Source organism: Mesorhizobium sp. L103C131B0, from assembly GCF_000502275.1.
GTDB lineage: Bacteria > Pseudomonadota > Alphaproteobacteria > Rhizobiales > Rhizobiaceae > Mesorhizobium.
In genome coordinates this window covers 54,595-76,198 of sequence record NZ_AYXC01000021.1, presented here as the reverse complement: position 1 = coordinate 76,198, position 21,604 = coordinate 54,595, and the positions used below count along the sequence as shown (strand labels likewise).

Here is a 21,604-nt window from a genome sequence, read left to right as displayed (position 1 = left end):
GGCGACTAAAGCGACTTCGGCAGATAGCGCCAGGTGATAAAGCCGCAAACCGCGGCCAGAATGCCCAGCGTCACGAACACCGAGCCGAGGCCGAAAAACGCCAGCACCACCGAATAAACCAGCGGCGGCGTCAGTTCGGAAAAGTCGAGATAGGTGCGGTAGACCGCGGCCATCTGCGCCCGCTCATAGGACCGCACCGAGCGCATGAAGGCGGTCGAGCCCAGTGCATCGAGCGCGATGGTGACGAAGGCGCCGCAGAGCAGGAAAAAGCCCGTAAGCAGCGGCGCGGTAGTGCCGACCGCGCCCGCCGCAAGCAGCGTCGCCGACATCGCGAAATAGGCGAAGGTCATGGTGCGCCGGCCGCCGAAGCGTTTTCCCGCTTTGCCCCAGAAGATCGCCATGAACAACAGCGCATTGCCGGCCGAAACCAGCAGGCCGCCGGCAAGCTTGCCCTCGCCGGTAATCACCATGAACAGCGGCCCGTAGACGAAGAACGTCGTCCAGAAGCAGGAGCGGCCGAAGGCGATCAGCCAGGCCAGCCTGAGCCTGGGTTGTGCTACGAAGCGGCCGATATTGGCCAGCGGATTGGCCGGCCGTGTCTTGCCCGGCCGGATCGACCGGTTGTCGCCCAGCCTGTAGGTCCAGAACAGCGCCAGCAAGGCCAACGCAAACACCGCGACCGCGCCATGCGCGGCATAGATGCCGTAGCGTGTGTAGAGGAAGATGCCGAGTGTCGGCCCGCCGGTCCAGGCCAGCATCGACCACGCCATGCGCAGCGATTCGGCATGCATGAAATCGGTCTTGCGGATGTGATCCATGATGTAGAGGTTGAGCGTGATCGACAGCGCGCTCGCCCCCATGACGCGGCACAGCATGCCTGTCAGTTGCCCGGCAAGCGTGTGGGTGACGAAGAACAGCGAGCCCATCGCCAGCAGGCAGGCGCCGCCGGTATAGACCCAGCGCCGGGCAAACCTGCGGATCAACATCGGCATGAACAAGGTCACCGACAGGCCGAGCAGCGCCACGATGGTGTAGAGGATCGAGACGATCTGCTCGTTGTGCAGAATCTCATAGGCCTGGATCGGGATGACGCTCGATACCGTGGCGCGGGCGAAGGATTCGACCGCATAGAGCGAGGCGAAGGTGCGCGCATCCGCCGGACGCAGGGCCGGAAGCCAGATCGGATGGCGCACATGGGTGGACATTTGATCCCCAAATCAGACTCGCAGCCCAAATCTGCGCTGGCGCTTCCTCCGCCGGTAACAGGAAACCGACCCCTTCCCGGCAAAAAGCAAATTCGGCCAAAGGCTTTCCGGCTCTGGCCTAAAGCGCCGCCCGATGCAGCCGCACGGCATGACCCGGAGCGTAGAGGGCGGCCTTCTTTTGTCCGGTGCAACCGTGATAGTCGTCTTTGGGGCTGAATCAGATCGCGAGACCATGAGCATCCATACCGCACCCCCTGGAGATCAACTGAAGCGAGATCAACCGAAGCGCATCGTCGCCATCGATGTCGTACGCGGCATCGCGCTGATCGCCATGGCGAGCTACCACTTCACCTGGGATCTCGAAAATTTCCACTACACCGACCCCGGCCTCACCGCCGTCGGCTGGTGGAAGATCTATGCGCGCTGCATCGCCTCGACCTTCCTGTTCCTGGTCGGCGTCAGCCTGTTTCTCGCTCATGGCAGGCAGATCCGCTGGACCGGCTTCTGGAAACGTTTTGCCATGGTCGCCGTCGCGGCCGCCGCTATATCGGCGGTCACGTACTTCATCACGCCGGACAGCTTCATCTTCTTCGGCATCCTGCATCAGATCGCGCTGGCCAGCTTGCTCGGCCTTTTGTTTCTGCGGCTGCCTTCCTGGCTGACGCTGGTCGTGGCGGCGGTGGTGATCGCAGTCCCCCTCTATCTCCGATCCGAAGCCTTCGATCATCCGGCGCTGTGGTGGGTCGGCCTGTCGGCGATCAACCCGCGCTCCAATGATTACGTGCCGCTGTTTCCCTGGTTCGGCGCCGTGCTTCTCGGCATCGCCGCGGCAAAGTTTGCGTCCACCACTGGCCTGCTGGCGCGGCTGGCCACGCTGGGATCAGGAAGCTGGACCAGGCCGCTCACCTTCATCGGCCGCCACAGCCTGGCTTTCTACCTGATCCACCAGCCGCTGCTGTTCGGCTGCGTCTGGCTGTTCTCGCAGATTGCGCCGGCGCCCGTCGAAACAAGGGAAGTGATCTTCCTCAAGGAATGCCAGGTATCTTGCGAACAGCAGCGCGACACGGAGTTCTGCACCAGCTATTGTGTGTGCATGCTGGACACGCTGCAAAGCGAAGCGGCATTCGACCGGCTCTACAATGGCGACCAGACCCCGGAGTTCAAAGCGCATCTCGGTGAACTCGCCGGCATCTGCACCGCAAGGACGGAGGAGAGTCCGATGACGCAGGGAGGGCAACAATGACTGACAAGCTGGCAAAACCCCGGCTGGCAAAACCCGATCTACCGAGACCACGGCTGATCCCGTGGCCGCCGGTGATCTACATCGCCGCCATCGCCATCAGCATCGTGCTCNGATCTACCGAGACCACGGCTGATCCCGTGGCCGCCGGTGATCTACATCGCCGCCATCGCCATCAGCATCGTGCTCGGCCTGTTCTATCCGCTGCCCTGGATCGGCGACCTCTTGGGCGACCTTTTGTTTGCCGCCGGCTTTGTGGTGCTGTTTGCCGTCGCAGCCCTCTGGTTCACCGCTATCCGCACCATGATCCGGGCCAAAACGACGATGAACCCCAATGGCGTGCCGGAGCATCTGGTGACGTCCGGCCCGTTCGGCGTCACGCGCAACCCGATGTATCTGGCCAACACGCTGCTTTTGATCGGCGTTGCCTTCGTCTCGGGGATTGTATGGTTCCTGCCGCTGGCTTTGATCGCGGCATTTGCAACGCAGAAGGTCGCCATCGAGAGCGAGGAGAAGGTGCTGTTCGCCAAATTCGGCAAGAAGTACCGCGACTATGCGAAGCGGGTCAGGCGCTGGATCTGAGGCGACGTGGCAGGGGTGTATACCTTGGCGATTAGCTGGCGCATCCGTCTCTTCGTCATCCACGGGCGGAGCAAGGAGCGTAGCGACGCAGCACAGACCCGAGGATCCATGCCGCGACTCCAGAGCGTTGCTATGGTCCAGAATTCGCTACCGCTGCACTCCACGACCGATGTCACGGAATGGATTCTAGGGTCTCCGCGATGGAGCTTCGCTCCTGCTTCGCCCTAGAATGACGAAGTGCGGAAGGGCTCCGGCTAATCGCGAACGTTTGCGACGGGCGCGCAAACGCTCGACGATCCGCTCAGGTATTTACCCCCAACTCCACCAGCCGCTCGACGCAAGACTCCTCCGCCTGGTCGAGCTCCGCCAGCGTCTCCTCGAGATCGCGGCGCTTCTGGCGCAAATCCTCGCGCTTTTCCTCGATGCGCTTGATCATCAGGTTGAGTTGACCGACCTCGCCGGGCGGTTCCTTGTACATCTGGATGATTTCGCGGATCTCGTTGATCGAGAAGCCGAGCCGTTTTCCGCGCATGATCTGACGGATCAGATGCCGGTCAGATGGGCGAAACAGCCTTGTGCGGCCCCGCCGGACCGGTTGCACCAGCCCCTCGTCCTCATAGAAGCGCAGCGTCCGCGTCGACACGTCGAATTCGCGGGTCAGTTCGGTGATCGAATAATATTCCCGCATCTTTGCTCCAAATGTCGGAACATCGGAAAACGCCCGGTCGCCCGGGATTTCCAACGCATTCCGATCAACCCCGTTCCAAGCCGGACTCGGCATGAAACCCCGCGCAAGCCTCGCACCACATTTACGTAAAAGTCAATTGAACCCGCAACGCCTCTTTCTCAAGGGATAGCGAACCACCAGGTGGCCAGCCCGAGGAAGGCAAAGAAGCCAACGACGTCGGTGACCGTAGTGACGAAAACCGCCGACGCCACCGCCGGGTCGATCTTGAACCGGTCGAGCAATAGCGGGATCAGGATACCGGCAAGGGCTGCCACGAACATATTGATGATCATCGCCGCCGCTATGATGCCGCCCAGATTGGGATCGCGGAACCAGACGGCCGCGACGATGCCGATCAGCACGGCGAAGATGATGCCGTTGATGGAACCCACGCCCATTTCGCGGCGGATGATGCGGCCGGCATTGTAGATGTCGAGATCCCTGGTCGCCAGCGCGCGTACCGTGACGGTCATGGTCTGCGAACCGGCATTGCCGCCCATGCCGGCCACGATCGGCATCAGCACGGCCAGTGCCACAATGTGCTCGATGGTGCGGTCGAACAGGCCGATCACCGATGCCGCCAGGAACGCCGTCAACAGGTTGACCAGCAGCCAGGGCACGCGCGAGCGCGAGGTCGAAAGAATGCTGTCGGACAACTCTTCGTCGCCGACGCCGCCCATGCGCAGCAGATCTTCCTCGGCCTCCTGCTGGATGACGTCGACGACGTCGTCGATGGTCAGCACGCCGACCAGCCGCTCGTTCTCGTCGACGACGGCGGCGGACAGAAGATCGTATTGCTCGAAGTCCCGCGCCGCCTCTTCCTGGTCCATGGTGGCCGGAATGGCGTGCCTCGTCTCGTGCATCACGTCTCCGACCTTGGTCGTGCGCTTGGTGCGCAGGATCTGGTCGAGGTCGATGGCGCCGAGCAACTTGAAGCTTGGATCGATGACGAAGATCTGGCTGAAGCGCTCGGGCAGGTTCTTGTCTTCGCGCATGTAGTCGATGGTCTGGCCTATGGTCCAGAACGGCGGCACGGCGACAAACTCGGTCTGCATGCGGCGACCGGCGGTCTCTTCCGGGTAGTCGAGCGAGCGGCGCAGCCTGATCCGCTCGGTGAACGGCAGCTGCGACAGGATCTCGTCCTGGTCTTCCTTTTCAAGGTCTTCGAGAATGTAGACCGCGTCGTCGGAATCGAGGTCCTGCATGCCCTGGGCAATTTGCTCATTGGGCATATTGTCGACGATATCGCGGCGGATCGCCTCGTCGACCTCGGTCAGCGACGAGAAGTCGAAGTCGGCGCCGAGCAGTTCGACTAGGGCGCGACGCTGTTCGGGGTGCAGGGCCTCGAGCAGATCGCCAAGTTCCGACTGGTGCAGGTCGTCGACTTCGCGCTTCAGCGTCAGCGTATCGCGATCGGCGATCGCCGCGCCGATCTGGGCGAGGAATGATGACAGAACGGCGCCGTCCTCGCCATAGATGTCGGCGTGGGCATCGTCAGCGGCTTTGGCGCCGGTCTTCTGGTCGTCCTGGCGTTCCACCAGCGGCTCCCGCCATGGGAATTTCGGAAAAGGTGCCTGTCAGGTCTAGCGCGCAACGCACGGGAATATCAAACGAAATGCGCCCCGCCCTGCATATGGGCGAGAGTGATTTCATCAGGATATGACGCCGCCCAGGATTCAGGCGGCGCGACAGCACATGTCGCTGGGGAAAGAGCACCCGAGCACGGTTGGGGCAGAATTGTCATGGTGCAGGTCCTGCCATCTGCCGGACCCGCCCAGGCCAGGAACCAGAACAGCCGGAAGCCCTTGAAGATCAGGTCACAGACGCAGAAGGCAATCGAGGAACGGCGCGTGCGCGTGGTCGTCGCCGAACGCAATCCGCTCGTCATATCGGCGGTGCGCGACATGCTGGACTGCGACGGGCGCTTCGATCTCAGGGCCTGCGTGCAAAGCGGCAGGCATTTTCTGGAATTGGCAGCCGAAGCGGAATTCGACGTCGCCGTTATCGGCTGGAAGCTCTCCGACATGGACGGCGCCGATGTGCTGGCCGAGGTTCACAGCCGCAAGCTCGGCGTGCGCATCGCGGTGTTTTCCAACGACCACGACATCGGCATCCTGAAGCAGTGCGTGCGGCTCGGCGCCCAGGGCTACTGCTTCCAGTTCGACGATCCGGCGATCATCTTCGAGACCATCCTGGCCGTCGCGCATGGCCGCATCTGCATCCCCTACATCGACATCAACAAGGTCAACGACACACCCTTGTCGCTGCTCACGGTGCGCGAGCGCGAGCTGCTGGCGGTGCTGTCCGACGGCTGGACCAATCTGCAGATCGCTACGCGGACCGGGATTTCCGAGAACACGGTGAAATACCACCTCAAGAACCTCTACGACAAGCTCGACGTCCGCAACCGGGCGATGGCCGTCGCGCTCTATGCGCGCGAGCGGCGTACCCAGAAGCAGCCGTTCGGGTAGGCGAGCGATGAGCCGCGGGTAGGTCACCCGGGTAGGCAACCCCCACCCGCGCGCGGCAAGATGTTACCCCTTGAGGTGTTGTTGCCATTAGCCGTTGAGACGAAACTCCCCTCACCGCTTTGCTGGAGCAGGAGGAGTTCGCGACATGGCCGGTTTCACCCATCTTTTCATTCCCGGACCGACCAACATTCCCGAACAGGTCCGGCAGGCGATGAACCTGCCGATGGAGGACATGCGTGCAGCATCCTTCCCCGATCTCACGCTACCGCTGTTCGAGGACATCAAGACGGTGTTCAAGAACGAGACCGGCCGCGTTTTCATCTATCCCTCCTCCGGCACCGGCGCCTGGGAAGCGGCGATGACCAATGTGCTCAGCCCCGGCGACCGCGTGCTGATGTCGCGCTTCGGACAGTTCTCGCATCTGTGGGTCGACATGGCCGAGCGCCTCGGCTTCGAGGTCGAGGTTATCGACTGCGAATGGGGAACCGGCGTGCCGCTCGAGCTCTATGCCGAGCGGCTCAGGGCCGACAAGGCGCACCGCATCAAGGCAGTCTTCTGCACCCAAAACGAGACCGCGACCGGCGTGACCAGCGACGTCGCCGGCTGCCGCGCCGCGCTCGATGACGCCAACCACCCTGCCCTTCTCTTCGTCGATGGCGTGTCGTCGATCGGCTCGATCGACTTCCGCCAGGGAGAATGGGGCGTCGACTGCGCCGTCAGCGGCTCGCAGAAGGGTTTCATGCTGCCCGCCGGCCTCGGCTTCCTCTCGGTCAGCAAGAAGGCGCTGGTGGCTTCGCGGAGCGCCACCCATCGGCGCTGCGTCTTCTCCTTCGAGGACATGATCCGCGCCAACGACGCCGGCTATTTCCCTTATACGCCGGCGACGCAGCTGCTGCGCGGCCTGCGCACCTCGCTCGACCTGATCGCCGAGGAAGGGCTGGAAAACATCTTCGCCCGTCACCATCGCCTCGCCGAAGGCGTGCGCAAGGCGGTCGACGCCTGGGGCCTGAAGCTCTGCGCCAAGGCGCCGAAATGGCACTCCGACACCGTCAGCGCCATCCTGGTGCCGGACGGCGTCGACAGCGGCGATGTGGTCAAGCGCGCCTACCAGAAATACCAGACCTCGCTCGGCGGCGGCCTCAACAAGGTGATCGGCAAAGTCTTCCGCATCGGCCATCTCGGCTGGCTGAACGAGGTGATGGTGCTGGCCTCGCTCTCGGCCGCCGAAATGGCGCTGCTCGACTGCGGCGTACGGCTGGCGCCGGGCTCGGGCGTCGGCGCCGCCATCCAGCACTTCCGCGCCTCGGCCGCCGTGCCGGTCGCCGAAGCCGCCTGAGGAGCCTACGATGAGCCACACCATCAACCACCTGAAGAAACTCCGCCTGCAGCGCAGCGAGCTGGCGGTTCCCGGCTCCAGCCCGGAAATGATCGACAAGGCGGCCAACAGCGCCGCCGACTTCATCTTCCTCGACATCGAGGACGCCGTTGCCCCACCCGACAAGGAGCGCGCCCGCAAGAACATCATCCAGGCGCTCAACGACATCGACTGGCGCGCCAAGGGCAAGACCGTCTCGGTGCGCATCAACGGCCTCGACACCCATTACATGTATCGCGACGTGGTCGACGTCATGGAACAGGCCGGCGACCGGCTGGACACCATTTTGGTGCCGAAGGTCGGCGTGCCGGCTGACCTCTACATGGTCGAGGCCATGGTCAACCAGATTGAGATGGCAAAGGGTTTCAGGACCCGCGTCGGCCTCGAAGCGCTGATCGAGACCGCGCTCGGCATGGCCAATGTCGAGGCGATTGCCGCGACACCCGGCCGGCTGGAAGCCATGCATTTTGGCGTCGCCGATTATGCGGCAAGCTGCAAGGCGCGCACGGTCAACATCGGCGGCCTCAACCCCGACTATCCCGGCGATCAGTGGCATTTCGCTCTGTCGCGGATGACCGTCGCCTGCCGCGCCTATGGCTTGCGCGCGATTGACGGGCCGTTCGGCGACTTCTCCGATCCGGAGGGCTACATCGCCGGCGCCAGGCGCGCCGCCGCCCTTGGCATCGAAGGCAAATGGGCAATCCATCCCTCGCAGATCGCGCTAGCCAACGACGTCTTCTCGCCACCGGAAAAAGAGGTGACGCGCGCCAGGCGCATCCTCGAAGTGCTGAAGGAGGCGGAGGCGCAGGGCAAGGGAGCAGCCGCACTCGACGGCAAGATGATCGACGCAGCGTCGGAACGCATGGCGCGCAATGTTTTGGTGGTCAACGAGGCAATCGAACGGGCCAGCCAATTCTCTAGCGAGCCGCGTGTCGCCGCGCATTGACCGTTCAGGGAGGACAAAATGGACATCCACGAATATCAGGCCAAGGAACTGCTGGCACGCCACGGCGTGCATGTGCCGCGCGGCGGGCTGGCCTACAGCCCCGAGCAGGCGACCTACAGGGCGCGCGAGATCGGCGGCGCCAAATGGGTCTTGAAGGCGCAGGTGCATTCCGGCGCCCGCGGCAAGGCCGGCGGCATCAAGCTCTGCGCCAATGACGAGGAGATCTCCAACGCTGCCGAAGCCATGCTCGGCCGCAAGCTGGTGACCCAGCAGACCGGCCCGCGCGGCAAGCTGATTTCGCGCCTGTATCTCGAGGAAGCCGTCGATATCGCGCAGGAGCTCTATGTCGGCTTCGTTCTCGACCGCAAGGAAGAGCGCGTCATGATCGTGGCGTCCGCTGCCGGCGGCATGGAGATCGAGGACATCGTCGAGAAGGCGCCGAACTCCATCCTGCGCACATCGGTCGATCCCGGTGTCGGCATGCAGCGTTTCCAGGCCCGCGAGATCGCCTTCGGGCTCGGCCTCGACCACAATCTGATCGGCAAGGCGACCGAGACCATCTTCAGCTGCTACCAGGTGTTTCGCGACTACGACGCCTCGATGCTGGAGATCAATCCGCTGGTGGTGACCCGCGACGGCAATTTGATCGCGCTCGACGCCAAGATGTCGTTCGACGAGAACGCGTTGTTCCGACGGCCGGAAATCTCCGAGCTGCGCGACAAAAGCCAGGAAGATCCGCGCGAAACCTTCGCCAGCGATCGCGGCCTCTCCTATGTCGGCCTCGACGGCAACATCGGCTGCATCATCAATGGCGCAGGGCTCGCCATGGCGACCATGGACATGATCAAGATCGCCGGCGGCGAACCGGCCAACTTCCTCGACATCGGTGGCGGCGCCTCGCCCGAGCGGGTGGCGAAATCCTTCCGCGCCGTGCTCGGCGACAAGAATGTCGAGACCATCCTGGTCAACATCTTCGCCGGCATCAACCGCTGCGACTGGGTCGCCGAAGGCGTCATCAAGGCGATCCGCGAGGTCGGCGTCAACGTGCCGCTGGTGGTCCGTCTCTCCGGCACCAGGGCCGAGGAAGGCCGCCGCATCCTGGCTGATTCCGGCGAGGCGGTGATCGTTGCCGACACGCTTGCAGAAGCCGCCGAAAAAGCCGTCGCCGCATGGCGCGCGGCCACCAAGAAAAAAGCAGCCTAGAGCCGGATGATTTCAGGTCGAATCGACCTGAAATCTGAATCCGTCTCTAAAATCAAACAGATGGAGCATGATGTCGTCCGAAAACCGCTTCACACTTTTCGGCATCGTGCTCTAGGGAGGTCGAGAAAATGGCAATCCTGCTCAACCGCAGCACCCGCGTCATCGTCCAGGGGTTCACCGGCAAGATCGGCAGCTTCCATGCCGACGACATGAAACGCTATGGCACCAAGCTGGTCGGCGGCGTCACCCCCGGCAAAGGCGGCCAGAAGCATCTCGGCCTGCCTGTCTTCAACACGGTCAAGGGCGCGGTGCGCGAGACCCGCGCCGAGGCCAGCATCGTCTTCGTGCCGCCGCCCTTTGCCGCCGATTCGATCATGGAAGCGGCGGACGCCGGCATTAAACTCTGCGTCTGCATCACCGACGGCATCCCGTCGCAGGACATGATGCAGGTCAAGCGCTACATGCTGCGCTACCGCTACGAGGACCGCATGCGGCTGATCGGCCCGAACTGCGCCGGCGTCATCACGCCCGGACAGGCGCTGATGGGCATCATGCCCGGCAGCATCTACCTCCCCGGCCGCGTCGGCATTGTCGGCCGCTCGGGAACCCTGGGCTACGAGGCGGCGTCGCAGATGAAGTCGCTCGGCATCGGCGTCTCGACCAGCGTCGGCATCGGCGGCGACCCGATCAACGGCTCGTCCTTCAAGGACATGCTGAAACTGTTCGAACAGGATGACGACACCGACGCCGTGGTGATGATCGGCGAGATCGGCGGACCGCAGGAAGCCGAAGCGGCGATCTGGGCGCGCGACAATATGAGGAAGCCGCTGATCGCCTACATCGCCGGCCTTTCCGCCCCCAAAGGCCGCCGCATGGGCCACGCCGGCGCCATCATCTCGGCCTTCGGCGAATCGGCGCAGGAAAAGGTCGAGATTCTAAAGGACGCCGGGGTGATCATCGTGCCGACGCCGTCGTCGTTTGGTGAGGTGGTTGCAGAGACACTATCACGTATGAAGAAGGCCGCCTGAACAGCGGCCTTCGCGTTCGACCGCGCCTCATGCCGCCTTGTCGGCTGCCGGCTTCGCGACCTTGGTGCGGGTGGCGCTGCGGCGGCCGTCGACGCTGACCGGAACGTCGCCGTCGACCGTGGCGCGACGGACCACCCGGTGCTGGTCGCCATAGTCGTTGACGGCGTAGTGCTGCGTCGCGCGGTTGTCCCAGATCGCCACATCGCCGGCTTTCCAGCGCCAGCGCACGGTGTTCTCCGGCGCGGTGACATAGGACTGGAACACCTCGTAAAGCTTCGCCGAATCGCTTTTGGAAAGGCCGATCAGCCGTTGCACGAAATTGCCGAGCAGCAGCGTGCGCTCGCCTGTTTCGGGATGGACGCGGACGACGGGATGCTCGGTCTCGTAGATCGTCGAGGTGAAGATTTCCTCGAAGTGCTTCTTTTCCGCGGCGCTCGCACGCGGCCGCACCGCGGCGTAATCGTAGGCGTTGCTGTGAACCGCCCAGAGATTGTCGGCGAGCAGTTTCAACGGCTCGGGCAGGTCCTGGTAGGCGGCCGCGGTGTTCGACCAGATGGTGTCGCCGCCGGCCGGCGGTATGACGACGCCGCGAAGAACGGAGAATTTCGGATAGGCGTCGACGAAGGTGACATCGGTATGCCATTGGTCGGCGCGACCGCCGCCACGGCTGGAATCGAGTTCGAGAATGGACGCCGTTCCCTTGACGGGACCTTGGGTCGGATGCGGGACGAGGTCGCCGAGACGCTGGGCAAAGCGCTCCTGCCCGGCATCGTCGAGATGCGCCTGATCGCGGAAGAACACCACCTTGTGCCGCAACAGGATCTGATTGATCGCCGCTATTGTCTGCTGCGGCAGGTCGCCGGAGAGCCGAATGTTCCTGATCTCTGCGCCGACGCGTCCGGTAAGCGGGACAATATCGGCATCCGGGATGATCTGCTCTACGGGGGTAAGTCTGGTCATGGGAACCTCTGTTCTCTAAAGTCGCGGGGCCACTGGCAATGCTCCGCCGTCTGCCGGCCGCATAGCGATCGGCGGAGCAACTCCCTCATCGGGAGCCGACTTGCTTGGTAACGAAAGCGCTGATCTCAACTCAGGAGGCGAAGGCCGCCAAGGCTTGCGAGCAGCACCGAGATCCCATTCAAAGCGTAATTCTACAAATTCCATAGACATTTCTTTTCAAAGTTCGGCGGCCCTGAGAAAAATGCCTTCTGTCCAGTTCGTTCGTGAGCAGCAGGCGGTGGAGCCCCGCGCGACGCGGCCCGCACCAGTAGTGACGCTGTCGTATCCCCTTCGATATTGGAGATAGCGGGTGAATTGCATGCCTGATATTGATGGCTTCCACGCATCACGCAGGCCCCGAGATGACAGACTCCGAAAAGGCTGACGCTGTCGAGCAATTGCTCGATACGCCTGACCTTGCCACCGCGCTGGAAAGCGACCAGTTCAAGAAATTTCTCGACCAGATGCCGATCGCGATCGCCGTCTCGGAATTGATCGCGAAGGAGCGTGTCGTCTACGCCAATCCCGAATTCGAGAAGCTCTCGGACCTCAAGGCGCCGAAGCTTGCGCGGGAAAACTGGGCGGCCCTTTCCGGCAGGGGGCTTCATCGGCAGAAGGACAGGCCGCTCGCCGAGGCTGTCGTTGAAGACACCGATTTCGTCGGCACATTTCGTCTTGAGCGCGGCGAGGACAAGCCGGCAATCGTCGACGTTTATTCCAACGTTATCGAGGACGACAACGGCAAGCTCTGCTTCCGGCTGGTGGCGCTTGTCGACGTCACGGCACACGGCGAGACCGAGGACGCGCGACCCGCGGAGGAGCTAATCCGGGAGAAGGACACCCTGTTGCGCGAACTGCAGCACCGGGTGAAAAACAATCTGCAGATGATCACCGCTTTGATCCGGATGGAAACCCGCAACGCCACCGAACCGGACCAGAAGCGCTTCGAAAGGCTTGCCGGCCGGGTAGACGCATTGGCAATCCTTTACCAGACCTTGTCGGCTGACCAGCAGAAGGATGAGGTGGATCTTGGTGTGTATCTTAGCCAGATCGCGTCCGCCGTCATGGCGTCGCACGCAGTCGAAGGTATCCGCCTCGACCTTAAGGTGGATACCTATCCGGTATCCATCAACGTTGCCATGCCGACAGGCCTGGTCGTCAATGAGTTGCTGACCAACGCTCTCAAACATGCATTCGTCGGGCGCGACGGCGGCACGATCACGCTGCACAGCGTCGTCAGCGGCGATGGTTGCCGGGTGACTGTCGCCGATGATGGAATCGGTCTGCCGACGGGTGAGACCTGGCCCAGGCCAGGCAAGCTCGGCTCCCTGATCGCGCGGTCGCTGACCGAAAATGCCAAGGCGCAATTCGACGTCAACTCGAGTGCCGGCGAGGGAACCAGGGTCACCATCGTCTTCAAGCGATCGGCGGCGACGGACTGAGGCTATGTAACGACGCGCCGACAAATCCCGGCCGGACAGGTGCTTCGGGCGCTCGCGGGTGTGGCCTTAAGTCGCAAACGATTTGGCTTCAGAAGCGGGGCGCCGGGCTTCTTTGGCGGTGCGATCAGCACCATATGTGGTCCACAGCCTCCAAAACGAGAGAAGCTCGCTCCGACGGGTCGCACCGCGGCCGTCAGCCGGCAAGGGCTATGAACCAGGAACTGAAAACCATCATGCGTGAAAATATCAGACCAGCGTCGAGAGACGTCCCCCTCATTCAGCTAGGCCTCAACCAGTGCCGCTTCCCGGTGAGCGAAGACCGCTCGGTACCCGGTGGTTACCGTTTTTGTGCCGGGCCGACGTCGCCGGATCGCGTCTACTGCGATCACCACCACACCGTCGTGACGGCCGTTGACCCTCGTCGAGCCCGTCCGGGTCTCCATTTCCCGCAACGACGCGCCGCTTAGGTCACCCACATCCCCTGCCCCGCCACCGGCAAAGCCGGGGACTCGGGTGCAGGAGGCTGGCCGGTGCGAGCCAAACGGCGTTCGCGTGCGGCTCTGCGACCTCCTGTTGCAACTCTGCTGCGGCCGGTTCAAGCGCCAAAGGCGATGATCTGGCGTCGACGGCCTGAGAAGCCGCAATGATTTCAATGGCCGAAAAATTATGGTGCGGTCGAGAAGACTCGAACTTCCACGGGTTGCCCCACAGCGACCTCAACGCTGCGCGTCTACCAATTCCGCCACGACCGCCCGTGGTAGGAGCCGGAACGAACCGGCTCGCGGCGTGTAGCAAATCGTTTCCGGCGAAACAAGGGCGCGGCGCGCAATAATCGCGCAAATTGGCATATCGGCCTCTACAGCGCCGCGCGTCCTGTGGGACGCGCAAAGGACGCTGCAGCACTTTGATTTGGCGCATGATCCTTTCCGAAGATCGTTCCTATCTTCGGGGTCGTGCGCGAAGGCCGAAATGCGTGGCGAACTGGACGTTTCAGCCGGATACCGCCATATGAAGGGCAAATGCATTTGGCCCCAGAGCGCAAGCCGGTTTCGCCAAGCCGGCGTGCGTCACGCGAAAAACGAAAAGCCATGACCGAACGCAGCCAGATCGCCACGTCGTTCCTGCCCTTGCCCGGGTCAGCGCCGGTCGAATGGCGCATCGAGCCTGGCCTGACCGGCTACACCGATGCGCTGGCCCTGATGGAAGCGCGCGCCGAGGCGATCCGCACGGGTGCGGCCGCCGAGATGGTCTGGCTGGTCGAGCATCCGCCGCTTTACACCGCCGGCACCAGCGCCCGCATCGAGGGCTTGATCGACCCCGACCGTTTCCCGGTCTTTGCCGCGGGGCGCGGCGGCGAATACACCTATCACGGGCCGGGGCAGCGGGTTGCCTATGTCATGCTTGACCTGAAGCGCCGGCGCGAGGATGTGCGCGCCTTCGTCGCCGCGCTCGAGCAGTGGATCATCGGCACGCTTGCCGCCTTCAATGTGCGCGGCGAACGCCGCGAGGACCGCGTCGGAGTCTGGGTGGTGCGGCCCGAGCGCCCGTCCCTGCCCGACGGCTCGCCGGCTGAAGACAAGATCGCGGCCATCGGCATCCGGCTGCGGCGCTGGGTGAGCTTTCATGGCATTGCCGTCAATGTCGAGCCGGATCTCAGCCATTTCAGCGGCATCGTGCCATGCGGCGTGCCGGATCACGGCGTCACCAGCCTCGTCGACCTCGGCCTGCCCGTGACCATGGGCGATTTCGACCTGGCGCTGAAATCCGCCTTCGAGGATGTTTTCGGGGCAGCGGAGTCAACTTCTGCAGAACCGGCTCGCAAGGCCGGCTGAGTCTCGCCTCGACCAACGCTCAAAGCAACCGCGCCGAGGCCCACAACAGCCCGAAACCGTGAATGGCGAAGACGGCCAGCAGCGCGCCGGCCATGGCGAAACGGTCGAAGATGCGGATCGGCTTCAATTCGTGGCGCGGTTTTACCCCGCTACCCACTGTCATCAGGCTGAGGATGGCAAAGACGGCGCCCGCCACCAGCAGAAAGCTTTGGGAAAAGCCGGCCAGCCAGCCAAGCCATAGCAAGGCCGAGAGCAGGGAAAACGAGGCGAGCGCCAGGGCGACCGGCCCCGGGCAGATCTGGCGCAGCACCTGACCGCCGTCGAATTTCCACACCGGCACCAGATTGGCGATGTTGAACAGCGCGGCAAAGCCGGCAAGCGTCGCCAGAAGGGCCGCGGCGAGCCGATGTCCCTCGCCGGATGCGAGCCCGCTGGCGACGATCAGCAGCGGTACCAGGAACGCGGAAAAACCAGCGCCCATCAGCGCCACGAAGGCGACCTCGAAGCGGCTGTCATAAGGCCGGCCGCCAATGGCGATGCCGCCGAGCAGCGGGATAAAGATCATCCGCGCCTTGCGATGACCGGTTAGCCGAAAGGCCGCCATGTGGCCGAGCTCATGCAGGGCAACCACCGAGGTCAGGATCGCGGCCAGCGCCAGGCCGCCGAGATTGAGCCCGAAGAACGGCCAAAGGATGAAAGCCGACAGAACGGCGAAACCGACCTGGCTCAGCGGATGCTCGAACCAGCCGCCCTTGCGATACTGTCCGGTCCTCGCCCAGATCTCCAGCTTGCCGAGCTCGCGGCGCATGGCGAAGTAGCGGAACACCAGGAAGGCGACGCCGCGATAGCGATCGGTCTGACTGAGCGTCACCCGCGTGCCGGCACCTTCCGAGGTGAGTTCGGTGGTCTCATAAAAATCCTTCCAGAACGACGCGTCGAGCGCGGTATCCTCGATGACCCGCATCGAAAAACGATTGCCTTCGACGACGTCCTCGAAGCGCGACCTTCGCTCGATCGGCTGGCCGTCCCGGCCCTCCCAGGACAGCAGGATGCGGGCCGTGCCCTGCCCGTCCAGCGGCTGGGCCGAGAGTATCTCGCCGGACCAGCCGGCATCGCTGCCGAGCGGCCACAGCGCCTGCCAGAGGCGCTGCCGGTCCACCGCAACCACGCGGCTCAGCCGCACCGTGCGCAAACCGAGCGGCGCGGTCATCAGAAGGAAAATCAGTCCGAGATTACCGGCCACGAGAAGGGCCGTCACGATCGGCGACACCTGAGGTTTTGCTCCCTGTCTTGGCGGGGCAGCCTAGCGTCATGGCGGCAAGAAAGGCTTAACGGCACAGCGCCTTCCTGCCCGCCTAAAACAGTGCGGCGAACCGCAGTTGCATCACATGGCGCCGATCCAGACAGCCATGGAAACCAGAAACGCACTCATGCACACCAACGAAACGACGTCCTGAACAAGATCGCTCATAACTCTCTCCTGTTGTTGATATGTTCGTATTTTGTTCTAACTTTGTTCGAAAGTCAATGAGCGGAAAGCGGCATGCCGACGAATCCTGACACCCGGTTTGGGCAGGGTTAAGGAAAGGTTGACGGGGTGACGGCAGTGCTGACGCAGGGCGCATCGCATGCCTTTGCGATCGGGACACGCACCAATCACTTCGTGATCCTAGGGCGGAGCAAGGAGCGCAGCGACGCGGCGCAGACCCTAGGATGAGGAAGTTGGGGCCTACAACGGAACGACCTTGCCATCCGCCAACGTCACCCGGCGGTCCATGCGCGAGGCGAGTTCGTGATTGTGGGTCGCGATCAGCGCGGCAAGGCCGGACTGCTTGACCAGCGCGCCAAGCGCCTCGAAGACATAGGAGGCGGTGACCGGGTCGAGATTGCCGGTCGGCTCGTCGGCGAGCAGCAGCAAGGGCGCATTGGCGACCGCGCGGGCAATGGCGACGCGCTGCTGTTCGCCGCCGGACAGCTCCGACGGACGGTGCGACGCGCGCTTGCCGATCTGCATATAGTCGAGCAGCTGTGCTGCGCGCTCCGACGCCTCCTTGCGCGAAAGCCCTTTGATCAGCTGCGGCATCATGATGTTTTCCAGTGCCGAAAACTCCGGCAGCAGATGATGGAACTGATAGACGAAGCCGACATCGTTGCGGCGGATCGCCGTGCGTTCGTCGTCGGAGAGCCGTCCGCAGGCGCGGCCGGCCAGAATGACGTCACCGGCGTCGGGGCGCTCGAGCAGGCCCGCCGTATGGAGCAGCGTCGACTTGCCGGTGCCCGACGGCGCCACCAGCGCCACCATCTCGCCGCGCTTCAGCGAAAAGTCGGCGCCGTTCAAAATGGTGAGCTTGCGCGGCCCCTGGACATAGTGCCGCTCGACGCTCTTCAGCTCGATAATGATCTCGGACTTCATTCGTATCTCAAGGCCTCGACCGGATCGAGCCGTGCGGCGCGCCATGCCGGAAACACCGTTGCTAGGAAGGACAGGCCGAGCGCCATCAGGATGACATAGGTGGTCTCGCGCGGGTCCATCTTTGCCGGCAGCTGGCTGAGGAAATAGAGCTCCGGGTTGAACAGCACCTTGCCGGTCATCCAGGAGAAGAACTGGCGGATGGATTCGATGTTCGTGCAGATGAGCACCCCGAGCAGCACGCCGGCCAGCGTGCCGGTGACGCCGATCGCAGCACCCGTCATCAGGAAGATGCGCAGGATGGCGCCGCGCGAGGCGCCCATTGTGCGCAGGATGGCGATATCGTGGCCCTTGTCCTTCACCAGCATGATCAGGCCGGAGATGATGTTGAGCGCCGCCACCAGCACGATCAGCGTCAGGATCATGAACATGACGTTGCGCTCGACCTGCAGTGCTGAAAAGAACGTCTCGTTGCGCTGGCGCCAGTCGACCATGTCGATCGGCCGTTGCGCCGCCGCATCCACCAGCGGTTTCAGCGCGTCGACATTGTCGGGATTGTCGACATAGATCTCGATCGTCTGCGCCCTGCCGTCCATGTTGAAATAGAGCTGCGCTTCGGAAAACGGCATGTAGACGATGGAGCTGTCATACTCCGACATGCCGACCTCGAAGATCGCCGCCACCTTGTAGCCCTTCAGCCGCGGCGTCGTGCCCATCGGCGTCACATCGCCGTCCGGCGAGATCAGCGTGATGGTGTCGCCGAGCACAAGGCCGAGATTCTCCGCCATGCGCTTGCCGATGGCGACGCCATCGCCGGAGTCGAAGCCGTCAAGCGTGCCTTGCTTGACGTTTTGGGCGACGATGGCGATCTTGCCGAGGTCTTCGGCCCTGATACCGCGCACCAGCGCGCCCATGCCGCCGCCGACATTGCCTTGCGCCAGGACCTGGCCGTCGATCAGCGGTATCGCGTATTTGACGCCGGCCACGCCGTTGATGCGGGCTGCGACCTGCGCATAGTCCTCAAGCGGCGAATCCAGCGGCTGCACGATCAGATGGCCGTTGACGCCGAGGATGCGGGTCAGAAGTTCGGCTCGAAACCCGTTCATGACAGCCATGACGACGATCAGCGTGGCGACGCCTAGCATGATGCCGAGGAAGGAGATCGAGGCGATGACCGAGATCACCGTCTCCTTGCGGCGCGACCGCAAATAACGCCAGGCGACCATGCGTTCGAACATGGAGAACGGGCCGGCGACCGGAGACTTGGTGACCGGAGACTTGCCAACCGGAGACTGGGCTACCGAAGACTTCGCTGCCGCGGCTTCGCTCATGCGGTTGCACCGAAGCGTTTCCTGGCCTCCGCGACCGGCAGCGTCTCGCGCTCGCCGGTCCGGCGGTTCTTGATCTCGATCTCGCCGGCGGCCACGCCGCGCGGCCCGACGATCACCTGCCAGGGCAGGCCGATCAGGTCGGCGGTGGCGAACTTGCCGCCCGGCCGCTGGTCGGTGTCGTCGTAAAGCACATCCTTGCCGGCGCCGGTAAAGGCGGCGTAGAGCTCGCCGCAAACGCGGTCGCACTCGGCGTCGCCGGCCTTCATGTTGATCAGGCCGATGTCGAACGGCGTCACCGCTTCCGGCCAGATGATGCCGTTGTCGTCATGGCTGGCCTCGATGATCGCCGCCACCAGCCGCGACGGACCGATACCGTAGGAGCCGCCGGAAACGAAATGATCCTTGCCGTCGGGCCCGGTCACCTTGGCGCCCATGGGCTTGGAATATTTGTCGCCGAAATGGAAGATGTGGCCGACCTCGATGCCGCGCGCCGAGACCCGGTCGGCTTCGCCAAGCTTGTCCCAGGCCGCCTCGTCATGCATCTCGTCGGTGGCGGCGTAAGGCGTCGTCCACGTCTTGACGATGTCGGCGATCTCGCCGTCATTGCCGAAGTCGGTTTTCTCGCCGGGCACCTGGAGCGACAGATATTCGCGGTCGCAATAGACCTGGCTCTCGCCGGTGTCGGCCAGGATGATGAATTCGTGGCTGAGATCGCCGCCGATCGGCCCGGTGTCGGCCCGCATCGGAATGGCCTGCAGCCCCATGCGCGTGAACGTCCGGAGATAGGAGACGAACATGCGGTTATAGGCGGCCTTCGCGCCCTCGAAATCGAGGTCGAAGGAATAGGCGTCCTTCATCAGGAATTCGCGTGAACGCATGACGCCAAAGCGCGGCCGCACCTCGTCGCGGAACTTCCACTGGATGTGGTAGAGGTTGAGCGGCAAATCCTTGTACGACTTGACGTAGGCGCGCACGATCTCGGTGACCACTTCCTCATTGGTCGGACCGTAGAGCATGTCGCGGTCCTGCCGGTCCTTGATGCGCAGCATCTCCTTGCCATAGTCGTCATAGCGGCCGCTTTCGCGCCACAGATCGGCCGACTGGATGGTCGGCATCAGGATTTCCAGCGCGCCGGCGCGGTTCTGCTCCTCGCGGATGATGCGGCAGACCTTGTCGAGCACCAGCTTGCCTAGCGGCAGCCAGGAAAAGCTGCCCTGCCCCTGCTGGCGGATCATGCCGGCACGCAGCATCAGCCGGTGCGAGACGATCTCGGCCTCGCGCGGATTTTCTTTCAGGATGGGCAGGAAAAACTGCGACAAACGCATGGACAGGTCCGTGAGAGAGGAGGCTGCGCCGGAATCGGCGCGGCTGGCTTGCTTGCCCCGGCTTCATAGCTATTTCGTGACGGAATGGAAACCCGACCGGCCGCATCGGTCCGAAATCGCAAAAATCGATTCTTCTTCCAAAGACCTTCGCACCGAAAACGATAATGCTTTTGATGCAAAATGATGACCCGGACTCCGAAGTGCTCACACACGCTTTGCGCGTCCGGGCGACGCGGCACACCTGACCAGATTAAGGCGGCAGCCCCGGTGTTGTTCGTTTCGCAAGCAAAGCCTGCCGCACTATTGTGCACTGCAGCACAGATTGCCCGATTGCGGGCAAAATTCTGCGTGACAATTTCATCAGGGTTAGGCTAGTGTGCCCCGATAACCGAGAGGGTGGAGAAAAATCTGCTCTCCTACGCGGTCAAAGTCTTGGGAGGATGCGATCTAGGCGCGGTTACCCGCTGCCGCCGGAAACCGGAAAACAGATCGGAACGCGTTTAAATTGCAAGGCCTTGTGCCTTGCATTTTTTTTGCCCGATCATCTGGTTAGATCAACCTGTTCCCAAATCACGTGAGCTTGCGTCAGCCTGATGCCCAGTCGTGATTCTAATGCGGGTCGGCCATGCCTGGCCGCCGATTGTGCATCGCAGGCTGGCGAGACAAAACCTGAGTTTGGCGCTCCGAAAACAGGCACGAACACCCCACCCGATCTGCCGGCGGGAAAGTGGTTAGTTTGCAGGTGCCTGGCTGGCTTCGGGGATGATGTGCGGGACTTCGTCGAGGCTGTAGCCCAGCCCGTGCGTCAGGCTATAGAAAACCCCCATGACGACAGCCGTGACGATGGTGGTGCGGATCACGGCGCGCAGCATATGCGGCCCGCGCGGCGCACTCGCAACCGTGCCCAGCGTCACGTCCTGGTCGTCATCCTGCGTCTTGACGCTGAACGGCAGCACGATGAACAGCATCAGCCACCAGGTGATGAAGAACAGCGCGGCAAACGAAATCCAGCTCATGCCTGCTCCAGTTCGACCAGCGTGCCGAAGAAATCCTTGGGATGCAGGAACAGCACCGGCTTGCCGTGGGCGCCGGTTCTGGGATTGCCGTCGCCCAGCACGCGGGCGCCGCTCGCTTTGAGGTGATCGCGCGCGACAAGGATGTCGTCGACCTCGTAGCAGACATGATGCATGCCACCCGAGGGGTTCTTGTCCAGAAAGGCCGCGATCGGCGACCCCCCGCCCAGCGGCTCCAGGAGTTCGATCTTGGTGTTGCCGACATCGACGAACACCACGGTAACGCCATGCTCGGGCAGCGCTTGCGGCGCGGTGACCTTCGCGCCAAGCGTATCGCGATAGGCCGCAATCGCCGCGGCCAAGTCCGGCACGGCAAGCGCTACATGGTTCAGGCGTCCGAGCATGAAGTGCTCCACAAGTTAAGAGAGTAGGGAATGGGCAGTAGGCAGTAGTGATACATCTGCATTTTTCTCCA

Annotated in this window: 19 protein-coding genes and 1 tRNA gene; 9 read left to right on the top strand and 11 right to left on the bottom strand. The window is 63.1% G+C overall.

Going from position 1 to position 21,604, the window contains the following annotated elements; genetic code table 11:
- Window positions 1-5 precede the first annotated feature (5 nt).
- Entirely contained in the window at window positions 6-1,205 is a 1,200-nt protein-coding gene (locus X730_RS139620) for an MFS transporter (protein ID WP_023827350.1), read from the bottom strand.
- Window positions 1,206-1,437: 232 nt separating this feature from the next.
- On the opposite strand from X730_RS139620, the gene X730_RS139625 reads away from it, so the two are divergent.
- Together X730_RS139625 and X730_RS139630 are read left to right on the top strand one after the other, a co-directional pair.
- On the top strand, window positions 1,438-2,448 hold the full coding sequence (locus tag X730_RS139625) for a DUF1624 domain-containing protein (protein ID WP_023690977.1): 1,011 nt from the start codon (window positions 1,438-1,440) through the stop codon (window positions 2,446-2,448).
- Window positions 2,449-2,595: 147 nt separating this feature from the next.
- On the top strand, window positions 2,596-3,027 hold the full coding sequence (locus X730_RS139630) for an isoprenylcysteine carboxylmethyltransferase family protein (RefSeq protein WP_023827349.1): 432 nt from the start codon (window positions 2,596-2,598) through the stop codon (window positions 3,025-3,027).
- Between the two features lie 301 nt (window positions 3,028-3,328).
- On the opposite strand, the gene X730_RS139635 is transcribed toward X730_RS139630, so the two are convergent.
- Together X730_RS139635 and mgtE are read right to left on the bottom strand one after the other, a co-directional pair.
- On the bottom strand, window positions 3,329-3,715 hold the full coding sequence (locus tag X730_RS139635) for a MerR family DNA-binding transcriptional regulator (protein WP_023685221.1): 387 nt from the start codon (window positions 3,713-3,715) through the stop codon (window positions 3,329-3,331).
- Between the two features lie 158 nt (window positions 3,716-3,873).
- On the bottom strand, window positions 3,874-5,292 hold the full coding sequence (mgtE, locus tag X730_RS139640) for a magnesium transporter (RefSeq protein WP_023700365.1): 1,419 nt from the start codon (window positions 5,290-5,292) through the stop codon (window positions 3,874-3,876).
- A gap of 267 nt (window positions 5,293-5,559) precedes the next feature.
- Between mgtE and X730_RS139645 the strand changes: the two genes are divergently transcribed.
- From X730_RS139645 to sucD, 5 genes are all read left to right on the top strand, one after another.
- The gene (locus X730_RS139645) at window positions 5,560-6,225 is read left to right on the top strand and encodes a response regulator transcription factor (protein ID WP_023827348.1); all 666 of its coding nucleotides are present in this window, start codon (window positions 5,560-5,562) and stop codon (window positions 6,223-6,225) included.
- Window positions 6,226-6,370: 145 nt separating this feature from the next.
- Window positions 6,371-7,561 (top strand): aminotransferase class V-fold PLP-dependent enzyme, encoded by a 1,191-nt coding sequence (locus tag X730_RS139650; protein ID WP_023827347.1) that lies wholly within the window; start codon window positions 6,371-6,373, stop codon window positions 7,559-7,561.
- 10 nt (window positions 7,562-7,571) lie between these two features.
- Entirely contained in the window at window positions 7,572-8,546 is a 975-nt protein-coding gene (locus tag X730_RS139655) for a CoA ester lyase (protein WP_023753464.1), read from the top strand.
- 18 nt (window positions 8,547-8,564) lie between these two features.
- Window positions 8,565-9,749, top strand: a complete 1,185-nt coding sequence (locus tag X730_RS139660) for a malate--CoA ligase subunit beta (RefSeq protein WP_023827346.1) — start codon at window positions 8,565-8,567, stop codon at window positions 9,747-9,749.
- 128 nt (window positions 9,750-9,877) lie between these two features.
- Window positions 9,878-10,777, top strand: coding sequence for a succinate--CoA ligase subunit alpha (gene sucD / locus X730_RS139665; protein WP_023827344.1), 900 nt, complete (start codon window positions 9,878-9,880; stop codon window positions 10,775-10,777).
- Between the two features lie 27 nt (window positions 10,778-10,804).
- Here sucD and X730_RS139670 read toward each other — a convergent pair whose 3' ends face one another.
- Window positions 10,805-11,737 carry a TauD/TfdA family dioxygenase gene (locus X730_RS139670; RefSeq protein WP_023827343.1) on the bottom strand — a complete coding sequence of 311 codons (933 nt, stop codon included), beginning with the start codon at window positions 11,735-11,737 and terminating at the stop codon, window positions 10,805-10,807.
- Window positions 11,738-12,138: 401 nt separating this feature from the next.
- On the opposite strand from X730_RS139670, the gene X730_RS139675 reads away from it, so the two are divergent.
- Window positions 12,139-13,218, top strand: coding sequence for a histidine kinase dimerization/phosphoacceptor domain -containing protein (locus X730_RS139675; RefSeq protein ID WP_023827342.1), 1,080 nt, complete (start codon window positions 12,139-12,141; stop codon window positions 13,216-13,218).
- A gap of 667 nt (window positions 13,219-13,885) precedes the next feature.
- Here the strand turns inward: X730_RS139675 and X730_RS139680 are convergent.
- Window positions 13,886-13,970 (bottom strand) — tRNA-Leu (locus X730_RS139680).
- Window positions 13,971-14,306: 336 nt separating this feature from the next.
- Here X730_RS139680 and lipB point away from each other — a divergent pair.
- Window positions 14,307-15,050, top strand: a complete 744-nt coding sequence (gene lipB, locus X730_RS139685) for a lipoyl(octanoyl) transferase LipB (protein ID WP_023827341.1) — start codon at window positions 14,307-14,309, stop codon at window positions 15,048-15,050.
- Window positions 15,051-15,069: 19 nt separating this feature from the next.
- On the opposite strand, the gene X730_RS139690 is transcribed toward lipB, so the two are convergent.
- The 6 genes from X730_RS139690 to mce form a co-directional block, all read right to left on the bottom strand.
- Complete coding sequence (locus X730_RS139690; protein WP_023827340.1) at window positions 15,070-16,320, bottom strand: peptidase M50; 1,251 nt, start codon at window positions 16,318-16,320, stop codon at window positions 15,070-15,072.
- A 459-nt stretch (window positions 16,321-16,779) separates the two neighbouring features.
- The gene (locus X730_RS139695; RefSeq protein ID WP_023685211.1) at window positions 16,780-17,463 is read right to left on the bottom strand and encodes an ABC transporter ATP-binding protein; all 684 of its coding nucleotides are present in this window, start codon (window positions 17,461-17,463) and stop codon (window positions 16,780-16,782) included.
- On the bottom strand, window positions 17,460-18,698 hold the full coding sequence (locus tag X730_RS139700) for a lipoprotein-releasing ABC transporter permease subunit (protein WP_027050260.1): 1,239 nt from the start codon (window positions 18,696-18,698) through the stop codon (window positions 17,460-17,462). Before X730_RS139700 ends, X730_RS139695 begins: the two co-directional genes overlap by 4 nt.
- An 89-nt stretch (window positions 18,699-18,787) precedes the next feature.
- Window positions 18,788-20,116 (bottom strand): proline--tRNA ligase, encoded by a 1,329-nt coding sequence (proS, locus tag X730_RS139705; RefSeq protein ID WP_023735912.1) that lies wholly within the window; start codon window positions 20,114-20,116, stop codon window positions 18,788-18,790.
- A 731-nt stretch (window positions 20,117-20,847) separates the two neighbouring features.
- Window positions 20,848-21,132, bottom strand: coding sequence for a DUF1467 family protein (locus tag X730_RS139715; protein WP_023670803.1), 285 nt, complete (start codon window positions 21,130-21,132; stop codon window positions 20,848-20,850).
- The gene (gene mce / locus X730_RS139720; RefSeq protein ID WP_023827338.1) at window positions 21,129-21,533 is read right to left on the bottom strand and encodes a methylmalonyl-CoA epimerase; all 405 of its coding nucleotides are present in this window, start codon (window positions 21,531-21,533) and stop codon (window positions 21,129-21,131) included. The genes X730_RS139715 and mce overlap by 4 nt, the downstream gene beginning before the upstream one ends.
- Between the last annotated feature and the right edge of the window lie 71 nt (window positions 21,534-21,604).

Excerpts from the sequence above, each read along its gene's own strand:
- X730_RS139620 (WP_023827350.1), bottom strand. The coding sequence starts at position 1,205 with ATGTCCACCCATGTGCGCCATCCGATCTGGCTTCCGGCCCTGCGTCCG.
- X730_RS139625 (WP_023690977.1), top strand. The coding sequence starts at position 1,438 with ATGAGCATCCATACCGCACCCCCTGGAGATCAACTGAAGCGAGATCAA.
- X730_RS139635 (WP_023685221.1), bottom strand. The coding sequence starts at position 3,715 with ATGCGGGAATATTATTCGATCACCGAACTGACCCGCGAATTCGACGTG.
- X730_RS139650 (WP_023827347.1), top strand. The coding sequence starts at position 6,371 with ATGGCCGGTTTCACCCATCTTTTCATTCCCGGACCGACCAACATTCCC.
- X730_RS139655 (WP_023753464.1), top strand. The coding sequence starts at position 7,572 with ATGAGCCACACCATCAACCACCTGAAGAAACTCCGCCTGCAGCGCAGC.
- X730_RS139660 (WP_023827346.1), top strand. The coding sequence starts at position 8,565 with ATGGACATCCACGAATATCAGGCCAAGGAACTGCTGGCACGCCACGGC.
- sucD (WP_023827344.1), top strand. The coding sequence starts at position 9,878 with ATGGCAATCCTGCTCAACCGCAGCACCCGCGTCATCGTCCAGGGGTTC.
- X730_RS139670 (WP_023827343.1), bottom strand. The coding sequence starts at position 11,737 with ATGACCAGACTTACCCCCGTAGAGCAGATCATCCCGGATGCCGATATT.
- X730_RS139675 (WP_023827342.1), top strand. The coding sequence starts at position 12,139 with ATGACAGACTCCGAAAAGGCTGACGCTGTCGAGCAATTGCTCGATACG.
- lipB (WP_023827341.1), top strand. The coding sequence starts at position 14,307 with ATGACCGAACGCAGCCAGATCGCCACGTCGTTCCTGCCCTTGCCCGGG.
- X730_RS139695 (WP_023685211.1), bottom strand. The coding sequence starts at position 17,463 with ATGAAGTCCGAGATCATTATCGAGCTGAAGAGCGTCGAGCGGCACTAT.
- X730_RS139700 (WP_027050260.1), bottom strand. The coding sequence starts at position 18,698 with ATGTTCGAACGCATGGTCGCCTGGCGTTATTTGCGGTCGCGCCGCAAG.
- proS (WP_023735912.1), bottom strand. The coding sequence starts at position 20,116 with ATGCGTTTGTCGCAGTTTTTCCTGCCCATCCTGAAAGAAAATCCGCGC.
- X730_RS139715 (WP_023670803.1), bottom strand. The coding sequence starts at position 21,132 with ATGAGCTGGATTTCGTTTGCCGCGCTGTTCTTCATCACCTGGTGGCTG.
- mce (WP_023827338.1), bottom strand. The coding sequence starts at position 21,533 with ATGCTCGGACGCCTGAACCATGTAGCGCTTGCCGTGCCGGACTTGGCC.